Annotated in this window: 8 protein-coding genes; 5 read left to right on the top strand and 3 right to left on the bottom strand. The window is 72.5% G+C overall.

The window, feature by feature from the left end:
- Position 1 precedes the first annotated feature (1 nt).
- A complete protein-coding gene (locus KKZ08_RS10990; RefSeq protein ID WP_223774283.1) occupies positions 2-3,406 on the top strand; it encodes a BTAD domain-containing putative transcriptional regulator in 3,405 nt (1,134 codons plus the stop codon).
- On the opposite strand, the gene KKZ08_RS10985 is transcribed toward KKZ08_RS10990, so the two are convergent.
- From KKZ08_RS10985 to panB, 3 genes are all read right to left on the bottom strand, one after another.
- Positions 3,407-4,240 carry an ABC transporter permease gene (locus tag KKZ08_RS10985; protein ID WP_223774282.1) on the bottom strand — a complete coding sequence of 278 codons (834 nt, stop codon included), beginning with the start codon at positions 4,238-4,240 and terminating at the stop codon, positions 3,407-3,409.
- Positions 4,237-5,256, bottom strand: a complete 1,020-nt coding sequence (locus KKZ08_RS10980) for an ATP-binding cassette domain-containing protein (protein WP_223774281.1) — start codon at positions 5,254-5,256, stop codon at positions 4,237-4,239. Before KKZ08_RS10980 ends, KKZ08_RS10985 begins: the two co-directional genes overlap by 4 nt.
- 645 nt (positions 5,257-5,901) lie before the next feature.
- Positions 5,902-6,783 (bottom strand): 3-methyl-2-oxobutanoate hydroxymethyltransferase, encoded by an 882-nt coding sequence (panB, locus tag KKZ08_RS10975; RefSeq protein ID WP_223774280.1) that lies wholly within the window; start codon positions 6,781-6,783, stop codon positions 5,902-5,904.
- Between the two features lie 205 nt (positions 6,784-6,988).
- On the opposite strand from panB, the gene KKZ08_RS10970 reads away from it, so the two are divergent.
- The 4 genes from KKZ08_RS10970 to KKZ08_RS10955 all read left to right on the top strand — a co-directional run bounded on the left by KKZ08_RS10970 (position 6,989) and on the right by KKZ08_RS10955 (position 11,800).
- Complete coding sequence (locus KKZ08_RS10970) at positions 6,989-8,542, top strand: MFS transporter (RefSeq protein WP_223774279.1); 1,554 nt, start codon at positions 6,989-6,991, stop codon at positions 8,540-8,542.
- Positions 8,543-8,596: 54 nt separating this feature from the next.
- Entirely contained in the window at positions 8,597-9,205 is a 609-nt protein-coding gene (locus KKZ08_RS10965; protein ID WP_223778998.1) for a TetR/AcrR family transcriptional regulator, read from the top strand.
- Positions 9,206-9,404: 199 nt separating this feature from the next.
- Entirely contained in the window at positions 9,405-10,433 is a 1,029-nt protein-coding gene (locus KKZ08_RS10960) for an endonuclease/exonuclease/phosphatase family protein (RefSeq protein WP_223774278.1), read from the top strand.
- A gap of 149 nt (positions 10,434-10,582) precedes the next feature.
- Positions 10,583-11,800 carry an MFS transporter gene (locus KKZ08_RS10955; RefSeq protein WP_223774277.1) on the top strand — a complete coding sequence of 406 codons (1,218 nt, stop codon included), beginning with the start codon at positions 10,583-10,585 and terminating at the stop codon, positions 11,798-11,800.
- The last annotated feature ends 5 nt before the right edge of the window (positions 11,801-11,805 follow it).

Raw genomic sequence — 11,805 nt, 5'->3', positions numbered from 1 at the left:
GGTGCGTTACCGCGTTCTCGGGACGACCCGAGCTGTCCGCGCCGACGGAACATCCGTTCCCATCGGCGGCGCGCGCCTGCGCGCCCTCCTGGCGGCGCTCGCCCTGCGCGCGGACCGTGCGGTGCCCGCCGCGGTCCTGGTCGACGAGGTATGGGGCGCCGAGCCGCCCGCCGACGCGAGCGGCGCCCTCCAGGCGCTGGTGGGCCGGCTCCGCAGGGCCCTGGGCGCCGACCGCGTCGCCTCGGTGGACGGCGGCTACCGGCTGTGCGCGAGCCCCGACGACGTGGACGTCTTCCGCTTCGACCGGCTGGTCGGCGAGGGCGGCCGCGCCTTGGCCGACGGCGACCCGGCCAAGGCGTCCGCCCTGCTCGACGACGCGCTCGCCCTGTGGAGCGGCGAGGCCCTCGCCGACCTGCCGGACCGCGCGGCCGACGCCGCCCGCTGGCAGGCACGCCGCCTCGACGCCCGCCGCGCCGGGCTGACCGCGGCCCTCGCACTCGGCCGGGCGGAACAGGTCCTGCCCGAACTCACCGCCCTCTGCGGCATCCACCCCCTGGACGAGCCACTCCAGGCCCTGCGGCTGCGCGCCCTGCGGGACGCCGGCCGCCGGGCGGAGGCGCTCGCCGCGTACGAGGACATACGGCGCGGCATGGCGGACCGGCTCGGGGCCGACCCCGGCGCCGAACTCCAGTCACTGCACGCGGAGTTGCTGCACGCCCGGCCTGTCGCGCCGCGGCCAGCACAGCAGCCGGTACAGCCAGCACAGCCAACACAGCTGGTGCAGCCGGTACGGCCCCGGCCGCCCGGCAACCTCCGCGCCCGCCTCACCTCCTTCGTCGGGCGCGAGGCCGACATCGAGGCGCTGCGGGCCGACCTCACGCGCGCCCGGCTCGTCACGCTGCTCGGGCCCGGCGGTGCCGGGAAGACCCGGCTCTCCCAGGAGGCCGCCGAGACCCTCGCCGACGACGTCCCGGACGGTGTGTGGCTGGCCGAACTCGCGCCCGTCGAGGACCCGGCGGACGTCCCCGAGGCCGTCCTGACCGCGCTCGGCGCCCGCGAGACCGTGCTGCGCGGCGCCGGCGCCGAGGAGATGCGGGCCCTGTCGGAGCGGCACGGCGAGGACCCCGTCGCCCGGCTCGTCGAGCACTGCGCCGGGCGCCGCATGCTCGTCATCCTGGACAACTGCGAGCACGTCGTGGAGGCCGCGGCCCGCCTCGCCGACGAACTCCTCGGCCGCTGCCCCGGCCTGACCGTCCTCGCCACCAGCAGGGAACCCCTCGGGGTGCCCGGCGAGTCGCTGCGGCCCGTCGAGCCGCTGCCCGAGCCGGTCGCGGTGCGGCTGTTCGCCGAGCGTGGGGCCGCCGCCCGGCCCGGGTTCACCGTGGACGACGATCCGGCCGCCGCGGCCGAGATCTGCCGGCGCCTCGACGGCCTGCCGCTCGCCATCGAACTGGCCGCCGCCCGCCTGCGGTTGCTCTCCCTCCGTCAGATAGCCGATCGCCTCGACGACCGCTTCCGGCTGCTGACCAGCGGCGCCCGCACCGTCCTGCCCCGCCAGCAGACCCTGCGGGCCGTCGTCGACTGGTCCTGGGACCTGCTCGACGCCCCCGAACGCGCCGTCCTGCGGAGGCTTTCCGTCTTCGCGGGCGGCTGCGACCTCGCCGCCGCCGAAGCGGTCTGCGCGCGCGGCGACAGCGACGACAGCGACGACAACGACAACAACGACAACAACGACGGCAGCGGCGCCAGCCCGTACCACGTCGCCGACTCGCTCGGGTCCCTCGTCGACAAGTCCCTCGTCGTCGCCACCCCTTCGCCGCTGCCCGGCGCGGGCATGCGCTATCAGCTGCTCGAAACCGTCGCCGAGTACGCGGGCGAGCGGCTCGACGAAGCCGGGGACCGCGCCGACGCCGAACGCGCACACCTCGTGCACTACCGCGAGGTCGCCCGCACCACCGACCCCGAACTGCGCGGCAGCGGACAGCTCGCCGCCGTCGAGCGCCTCGAAGTCGAGTACGAGAACCTGCGCACCGCCCTGCGGCATGCCGTGGCTGCGGGCGACGAGCAGGAGACGCTCTGCCTGGTCCTGTCCCTGTGCTGGTTCTGGGAGATCCGCGGGCTGCGCCTGGAGGCCCGCAACTGGTCCCGCGACGCCATGGCCCTCGGCCCCGACCCGTTCGCCCCGCCCGTCGTCCCCGCGCCCCCGCTCGACGAACCGTGCACCGCCGCGCCCCCGCCCATGCGCCCCGAGGTCCTCGACGAGGCGCGCCGAGGCGTACGCCTCCTCGACCTCGCCTGCATGGACATGGACATGGACGCGTGGCAGACCCCGGAGGCCGAGGAGCGGCTGCGCGGCATCCGGGAGGCCTACCGGCCGGGGCTGCCGCAGACCTGCCGCATCCCGGGCAGCCTCTGGTTCTTCGCCGTGATGCTCGGCGGCGACGCGGACATGCTGCGCGCCACGCTCGACAAGACCGTCGAGACCTGCCGGGAGCTCGGCTACGCCTGGGAGCTGGCCAGCGCCCTCCAGATGCGCGCCAACATCCTCGCGAGCCACGCCGACCGGGCGGGCGAGGCGAGCCGTGACGCGGACGAGGCACTGCGGGGCTTCACCCGGCTCGGCGACGCGTGGGGCATCGCCGAGGCGCTCTCCGCGCGGGGCGAGTCACGGGAGCGCTGCGGCCGGTTCGCCCTCGCCGCCGAGGACTACGAGGCCGCCATCGCCTACGCCGAACAGCTGGGCGCCCAGAGTCAGGTGGCGGTGCTCAGGGCCCGCCTCGGCTCGGTCCTGATGGAATCGGCCGACGGCTTCGAGCGGGGCGAGGCGATACTGCGGGACGTCCTCGCGGGCAGCGGCCGGGCGCACACCGGTGAGGCCGCGCCCGCGGCCCGGCTCTTCCTCCTCGGCGCGCTCGGCCGCACCGGCCGCCTCGACGAGGCACGGGAACACCTGCGGTGGCTGCGCGAGGAGTTCACCATGGTCGGCTACACCGTCTTCGACAGCTTCGTGCTCGGCCTCCAGGCCTGGCTGGACACCCTCGACGGCCGGTGCGCCGAGGGCGTGGCCGTGGCACGCGTCGCCATCCAGGAGGCCCGCGCGCCCCTGTCGTTGATGGTCGCGCCGCACGGCGTCGCCGCCCAACTGCGCATCGCCGCCCGCGCCCTGGCCGGGCTGGACGGCGGCAGCCGCGCCGCCGACGCCGCCCGGCTGCTCGCGGTGGCCGAACGGGAGCACCCCGCGGGCCACTTCCCGAACGCGATGGAGCGGGAGATCCACGAGGACGCGGCCCGGCTCGCCCGCGCCGCGCTTGGCGCCGCCGCGTACGAGGCCGCGTACGCCGAGGGCGGTGACCTCACACTCGACGAGGCCACCGCCCTGTGCACGGCAACGGCACCGAGCCGCTGATCAGTTCTTGGTGCGGAACTTGTGGATGGCGATCGGCGCCATCACCAGTGTCAGCGCCGCCGACCAGCCGACCGTCACCCAGATGTCGTGCGCGATGGGGCCACCGATCATCAGGCCGCGCGCGGAGTCCGCGAGCGCGGACAGCGGGTTGTAGTCGGTGAAGGCCTGGAGCCAGCCCGGCATCGACTTCGTCGGCGCGAAGATCGACGAACCGAACTGGAGCGGCATCAGGACGAGGAAGCCCATCGCCTGCACGGACTGGGCGCTCTTCATCGTGACGCCGAGGACCAGGAAGATCCACATGATGGCCGTGCCGAAGAGCGTGGAGAGGCCCACCGCGGCGAACAGACCGCCCCAGTTCGTGATGTCGAAGCCCACCAGGACACCGACGATCATCATGATCGTCGTCGCGATGAGCAGCCGGATCACCTCCACCACGATCTTGGCGAAGAGCACCGAACCCTGGCCGATCGGCAGGGTGCGGAAGCGGTCCATGATGCCGTTCTGGAAGTCCTGGTTGAAGCCGGTGCCGACGGCCATGGCGATGTTCATGCTCATCATCGCCATCATGCCGGGGACCACGTACTGCACGTACTTGTCCTGACCGCCGCCGAGCGCCTGCCCGATCGAACCGCCGAAGACGTACACGAACAGGAGCGTGAAGACGATCGGCATCAGGACCGCGTCGAACATCGACTCCGGGTCCTGGCGTATCCACAGCAGGTTGCGGCGCACCAGCGCGCCGGTGTGGCGGACGTGGGCGCGCGGGCCTATGCGGGCGTCGGCCTCCTGGCCCTTGGCGAGGGGCGGCGGCGTGAGAGTGGTGCTGCTCATACGGCAACCTCCTCGAGTTCGGGGCGGGCGTCCTGCGGGGCACTGGCCTTCTGGCCGGTGATGGAGAGGAACACCTCGTCCAGGCTGGGCAGTTCGGTGGAGATCGAACCGATCGTGATGCCGCGCGCGGAGACCGCGCCGACCACGGCCGTCAGCTGCTCGTCGCTGAGGATCGGGACGAGGACCGTGCCGGACTCGATGTCCACGGTGGACGTGGCGAGACCGGTCAGGCCGAGGTCGTCCAGGGTGTTCGCCAGCGGGCGCAGCTCCAGCGGGTCGACCGGGCGGATCCGCAGCGTGCGGCCGCCGACCTTCGCCTTCAGCTCGTCGATGCCGCCGCTGGCGATGACCTTGCCACGGTCGATGACCGTCAGCTCGGAGGCCAACTGCTCGGCCTCCTCCATGTACTGGGTGGTCAGCAGCACGGTGACGCCGTCGGCGACCATCCGCTTGACCTCGGCCCACACCTCGTTGCGGGTGCGGGGGTCGAGGCCGGTCGTCGGCTCGTCCAGGTAGAGGACGGCCGGGCTGCCGATCATGGAGGCGGCCAGGTCGAGGCGGCGGCGCATGCCGCCGGAGTACGTGTTCGCCGGGCGCTTGGCGGCCTCGGTGAGGGAGAACCGCTCGAGCAGGCCGTCGGCACGGGACCAGGCCTCCTTGCGGGGCAGGTCGAGCAGGCGCCCGATCATGTACAGGTTCTCGCGGCCCGACAGCTTCTCGTCCACCGAGGCGTACTGGCCGGTCAGGCCTATGACCCGGCGGAGCTGGCGGGGCTGGCGGGTCACGTCGTACCCGGCGACGACGGCGGTGCCGGCGTCCGGGGTTATCAGGGTGGACAGGCAGCGTACGAGGGTGGTCTTACCGGCGCCGTTCGGGCCGAGTACGCCGAGGACGGTGCCCTCGCGTACGTCCAGGTCCACGCCGTCCAGTGCCTTGGTCTCGCCGTAGTGCTTGACCAGTCCCCTTACGGTGACCGCGCTCCCTGCGCTGCCGGGGTTCTTGTCGATTCGCGTCATGCGGTACAAGGTGCCATGCGGCACCGACAAACCACCGACATCCTGCCGACAGGGTTTGTACGGGGGGATGTGGGCCGGGGGTATTCCCTGTCCCGCCGCTCCGCGCCGGAGGTCTCCTTCCCACCCGCCCGCCCGTTGCTCGGCGGCTGTCTCCTGTCCCGCCGCTGCGCGCCGGATGTCTCCCGCCCACCCGCCCGTTGCTCGGCGGCTGTGCCCTGTGCCGTCGCTGCGCGCCGGATGTCTCCCACCCGCCCGCCCGTTGCTCGGCGGCTGCCCCCTGCCCCGCCGCTCCGCGCCGATCGCGGGTGTTCCTACAGCCCTGTCTCCGCCACCGGGCAAACGGGTGGGTGGGTGGGAAAGCATCCGGCGCGCAGCGGCGGGACAGGACACAGCCGCCGGGACACCGGCCCAAGGGGGCAGCTGCCGGGACACCGGCCCGAAGGGGTAGCCGCCGGGACACCGGCCCAAGGGGCAGCCCGGAGGCAGCGACTCAAGGCGCAGCCCGAGGGCAGCGCGGGCAGCCCGGGGCGCCGGAGCAAAAGGGGGCAGCCCGTCGACGGGGGACTATCGACGGGCTGCCGTTGTACCGCGGTGGTTCATGTGTACCGCTGGGCCGCGCAGCGACCCGCGGCCAAGGCCCCACGCCTAGTGGACCGCGTGCTCCGCCGCCGGGAACGCCCCGCCCACCACATCGTCGGCGAACGCCTTGGCCGCGTCGGTCATGACGCCCCGCAGGTCCGCGTACTGCTTGACGAACCGCGGCATCTTCCCGCCGGTGAGGCCCAGCATGTCCGTCCAGACCAGTACCTGCGCGTCGCACTCGGCGCCCGCCCCGATCCCGACGGTCGGGATGTGCAGGGAGCGGGTGACCTCGGCGGCGAGCTCCGCGGGGACCAGTTCGAGGACGACCGCGAACGCGCCGGCGTCCTGCGCGGCCTTGGCGTCGTTGAGCAGCCGGTGGGCCGCTTCGTCGCCGCGGCCCTGGACGCGGTAGCCCATGGTGTTCACGGACTGAGGGGTCAGCCCGAGGTGGGACATGACGGGGATGCCGGACTGGACCAGCAGCTCGGTCTGGGCCAGTGACCGCTCCCCGCCCTCCAGCTTGACCGCGCCGACGCCCGCCTCCTTCACCAGGCGGGTCGCCGAGCGCAGGGCCTGGACGGGGCCTTCCTGGTAGGAGCCGAACGGCAGGTCGCCGACGATCAGGGCACGCGAGGTGCCCCGCACGACCGCGGCCGACAGCATCGCCATCTGGTCGAGGGTGACGGGCACGGTGGTCTCGTACCCGAGGTGGCAGTTGCCCGCCGAGTCGCCGACGAGCATGACGGGGATGCCCGCCTCGTCGAAGACGGACGCGGTCATCGCGTCGTAGGCGGTGAGCATCGGCCATTTCTCGCCGCGCTCCTTGGCGGCGGTGATGTCGCGCACGGTGATGCGCCGGGTGCCCTTGCCGCCGTACAGCGCCTTGCTGCTGTCGGGGCTCGCGGGGGCTTCGGTGCTCTTCTGGGCAGCCGAGAGCTGCGTCATCGCAACGGCTCCTTCTGTCATCTCGAGGCGCCCTGACGGCGTCCCCGGATCACCTCCATGGTGGCACCAGGTGGCGCCCGGCGGCTAGGGGGCCCCGGGGCCGGGTAAATTCTTTCCAATACGAGACGGTCTCGTATCGAAATGGGTTTACGGTGGATCCCATGTCAACCCTCCCCTGCCCACCCCTCCCCGCATACCGGAAGCCGTGCACCGGCGCCGCTGGGCGATCCTCGGCGTGCTCATGCTCAGCCTGCTGATCGTCGTCCTCGACAACTCGATCCTGAACGTCGCCATCAAGACGATCTCCACCCCCGAACCCACCGGCATCGGCGCCACCCAGGGCGAGCTGGAGTGGGCGATCAACTCCTACACGCTGGTCTTCGCGGGCCTGCTCTTCACCGCCGGGCTGCTCGGCGACCGGCTCGGCCGCAAGAAGGTCCTGCTCGCGGGGCTCATCGTCTTCGGCATCGGATCGGCGTTCGCCGCGCAGTCCGGCTCGCCCGTCGAACTCATCGCGTTCCGCGCGCTGATGGGCCTCGGCGCGGCCTTCGTGATGCCGGCCACACTCGCCGTCCTGATGAACGTCTTCGAGCGCGACGAGCAGCCCAAGGCCATCGGCATCTGGGCGGGCGGCGTCGGCCTCGCCATCGCCATCGGCCCGATCACCGGCGGTGTCCTGCTCGACCACTTCTGGTGGGGCTCGGTCTTCCTCATCAACGTACCGATCGTGATCGTCGCGGTGGCCCTCATGGTGTGGCTGGTGCCGGACTCGCGCGATCCGAAGCCGGGGCGCGTCGACCTCGTCGGCGTCGCGCTCTCCGTCGTCGGCCTCGTCCTGCTCGTCTACGGCATCATCAAGGGCGGCCAGCTCGCCGACTTCACGGACCCGGCCGTGCTCTGCACCACCCTCGCGGGCCTCGCCGTCCTCGTCGTCTTCGTGCTGTACGAGAAGCGCTGCGACCACCCGTCCGTCGACATCTCGTACTTCAAGAACAAGGTCTTCTCGGCGGCGATCAGCGCCATCGCGCTCGTCTTCTTCGCGCTGATGGGCGTCACCTTCTTCTCGGTCTTCTACACCCAGAGCGTGCGCGGCTACTCGCCGCTTCAGACCGGCCTGCTGATGCTGCCGCTCGCCGTGGCCCAGCTCGTCTTCGCGCCGCGCGCCCGCCTGGTCGTCGACCGGTTCGGCGTACGGGCCGTGTGCACCGGCGGCCTGCTCCTGGTGATGGCGACCCTCGCGGCCTTCTCGTTCCTCGACGCGGATACGCCGATCTGGGTCCTGGAGGTCATCTTCTTCCTGATGGGCACCGGCATGGCGCACATCATGACGCCCACCAGCGTCGTGATCATGCAGGCCCTGCCGCGCGAGAAGGCCGGCTCCGCCTCCGCGCTCAGCAACACCTTCCGGCAGGTCGGCGGCGCGCTCGGCATCGCCGTCCTCGGCTCGGTGCTGTCCACCGCGTACCGCAACGGCGTCGAGGACAAGCTGGCGCTGCTGCCCGCCGGTGCCCGGCACACCGCGGGCGAGTCCATCGAGGCGACCCTCGGCGTCGCGGCGAAGCTCGGTCCGCGGGGGGAGCCGCTCGTGACGGCCGCCAACGACTCGTTCCTGCACGCCATGCACGTCACGGCGCTGTGGGGCGCGGGCGTCGCCGCGATCGGCACGGTGGTCGTCTTCCTGTTCCTGCCGGGACGTACGCCGCCGGTGCCCGGCCCCCAGGAGCGGGAGGCCGAGCCGGCGGGCGTCGCCGGCCGCTGAGGGAGAATCGCCCCGGCAGCCGGCGCGGAGAGAGACGGAGACGACGTGGTCCACATCGCCAAGGGGGACGCACACGCGAAGGCCCCCCGGGGCCGTCCCCGGAGCGAGGCCGTGGAGCAGGCCATCATCGAAGGGGTGGTGCGGCTCCTGGAGGAGGGCGTGCCGCTCACCGAACTGTCCATCGAGCGCATCGCCCGGACCGCGGGTGTCGGCAAGGCCACCATCTACCGGCGCTGGGACGGCAAGGAGGCCCTCTTCGTCGACGTGCTGCGCGTCTTCGAGGAGCCGGACCCCGAGCTGCCCGGCACCTCGATGCGCGACGACCTCGTCTGCCTCCTGGAGGGCCTGCGCAGGCGCGGCCTGAACATGCGTTCCTCGGCCCTGCTGCACAACGTCTTCGCGCAGATGAAGGCCCTGCCCAAACTCTGGGCGGCGTACCACGCCACTGTCGTCGACCCCCGCCGCCGCGCCACCTACGAGGTGCTGCGGCGGGGCGTCGCGGACGGCGAGCTGCGCGCGGACGTGGACATCGAGATGGCCAACGACCTCCTGGTCGGGCCGATGCTGGTGCGCACGGTCATGCGGCCCGACGCGCCGCTCGACGACGGCCTCGCCGAGCGGATCGTCGACACGGTCCTCGAGGGGCTGCGGCCCCAGGTCTGATGGCGCGGCGGGGCCGACGGGAGTATGCGGGTTTCGTCACAGCACCCGCTGTCCCGCGCTGTTCAGGAACCTGTCGCGCCGCCCCGATCGTCCTGGTGCCTGTACGGCCGTCGTGGACGGCAGGGACGACACCGTTCATCCCCTAGGGTTTCAGGGGCGGACCGACGGTGTGCACGGCAGGCAGTGAGGCGACGAGGGTATGGCGCAGGCGTATATGACGGAGACGGGCAGCGACGGCTCGGGGCCGGAGCGTCCCGAATCCCGGTTCCGGCGCCTGCTCGACGGCTGGCGCGGCGACCCGGGCATCTGGAAGCGGGGCCTGGTCACCGCGGGGGCCGCGGTGCTCATCGCGCTGGTGATGCTCTTCCACGCGCAGATCCCCAACAACGTCGGCAACCTCGGCAGCCTGACCGAGACCTTCCTGCCGTGGCTCGGCGTCTTCGTCCCGGTACTGCTGGTGGTCGCGGTGGTCCGCAAGTCCGCCACCGCGCTGATCGCCCTGCTGCTGCCGGTGGTCATCTGGCTGAACTCGTTCGGCGGCCTGATCAGCGACAAGTCGGGCACCGGCGGCGACCTCACCGTCGCCACGCACAACGTCAACGCGGACAACGCCGACCCGACCGGCACCGCCCAGGACGTCGCTGCGTCCGACGCCGACGTGATCGCCCTGGAGGAACTGACCGCCGACGCCGTCCCCACGTACGAGAGGGCGCTGTCGCGGCAGTACAAGTACCACGCGGTGGAGGGCACCGTCGGGCTGTGGAGCAAGTACCCCATCTCCGGCACGAGGCCCGTCGACATCAAGCTGGGCTGGGTCCGCGCGATGCGTACGACGGTCGAGACGCCCAAGGGTGACGTCGCCGTCTACGTCGCGCACCTGCCGTCCGTGCGCGTCAAGCTCGACGCGGGCTTCACCGCCAACCAGCGCGACAACAGCGCCGACGCGCTCGGCGAGGCCATCGCCGACGAGCAGCTCGGCAAGGTCGTCCTGCTCGGCGACCTCAACGGCACCATGAACGACCGCGCGCTGAACGCGGTCACCTCCCAGATGCGCTCCACCCAGGGCGCGGCGGGCAACGGCTTCGGCTTCAGCTGGCCCGCGTCGTTCCCGATGGCGCGCATCGACCAGATCATGGTCAAGGGCGTCGAGCCGGTCTCCTCCTGGACGCTCCCGGAGACGAGCAGCGACCACCTGCCGATCGCGGCGCGGGTGGACCTCTCCTCGTAACGTCCCGGTCGTTCGTTCTTGACCCCACGGAATACCGGGTACGCGAGACTTTGTTCCGTACGTAAACTTACGGATTCCCCCGCTCTTCCCCTCTCGCTTTCCCTCTCGCTCTCTCGCTGTTCCCCCGCTTCCGTGGAAGGTACTTCTTCATGCCCCTGGCCCTGCTCGCCCTCGCCGTGGGCGCCTTCGGCATCGGCACGACCGAGTTCGTGATGATGGGCCTGCTGCCCAACGTCGCGGACGACCTGCACATATCCATCCCGACCGCCGGGCACCTCGTCTCCGCGTACGCGCTCGGCGTCGTCATCGGCGCCCCGCTGCTCGCCGCCGTCACCGCGAAGCTGCCGCGCCGCCGGGTCCTCATCGGCCTGATGGTGCTGTTCGTCGTCGGCAACGCCCTGTCCGCCGTGGCCCCCGACAACACGTCGCTGCTGGCCGCGCGCTTCCTGAGCGGACTGCCGCACGGCGCGTTCTTCGGCGTCGGCGCGGTCGTCGCCACTGGGCTCGTCGCCCCGGAGCGCAAGGCCCGCTCGGTCTCGCTCATGTTCCTCGGCCTGACCGTCGCCAACATCGTCGGCGTGCCGGTCGCCACCGCCATGGGGCAGCAGCTCGGCTGGCGCGCCACGTTCCTCGCGGTCAGCGCGATCGGCCTCGTCGCCATCGCCGCGCTCGCGCTCCTGGTCCCGGCCGACCACGGCCACGGCGACGCGGTGGGCCTGCGCGGCGAGCTGCGGGCGCTCGGCAGCGTGCCGGTGTGGCTGGCGCTCGGTACGACCGTCGCGGGCTTCGGCGCGCTCTTCGCGGCGTACAGCTACATCACGCCGATGCTGACGGACGCCGCGGGCTACGCCGAATCCAGCGTCACGTTGCTGCTGGCGCTGTTCGGTGTGGGCGCCACCGCGGGCAACCTCCTCGGCGGCCGGCTCGCGGACCACTCCCTGCGGGGAACGCTCTTCGGCGGCCTGATCGCGCTGGCAGCGGTCCTCGCCCTCTTCCCGCTGCTCATGAGCACCGGGTGGAGCGCGGCGCTCGCGGTCATGCTGCTCGGCATGGCGGCGTTCACCACGGGCTCGCCGCTCCAGCTGATGGTCATGGAGAAGGCGTCGGCGGCCCCGTCCCTGGCCTCCTCCGCCAACCAGGCGGCGTTCAACCTCGCCAACGCGGGCGGCGCCTGGATCGGCGGCCTCGCCCTGGCGGCGGGCTTCGGCGTCACGTCACCGGCGGTGACGGGCGCGGTCCTCGCGGTCCTCGGCCTCGCGGTGGCCGCGGCGGCCTACGCGGTCGACCGCCGGGCCACGCCGCAGTCGCCACCGGCGCGCCTGGTCGCCACCGGCACGGCACACCACCGGGAGCCGTCCCACCGCTGAGCGGT

The organism is Streptomyces sp. 135, from assembly GCF_020026305.1.
Lineage (GTDB): Bacteria > Actinomycetota > Actinomycetes > Streptomycetales > Streptomycetaceae > Streptomyces.
This window is presented reverse-complemented; position numbering and strand designations above follow the sequence as displayed.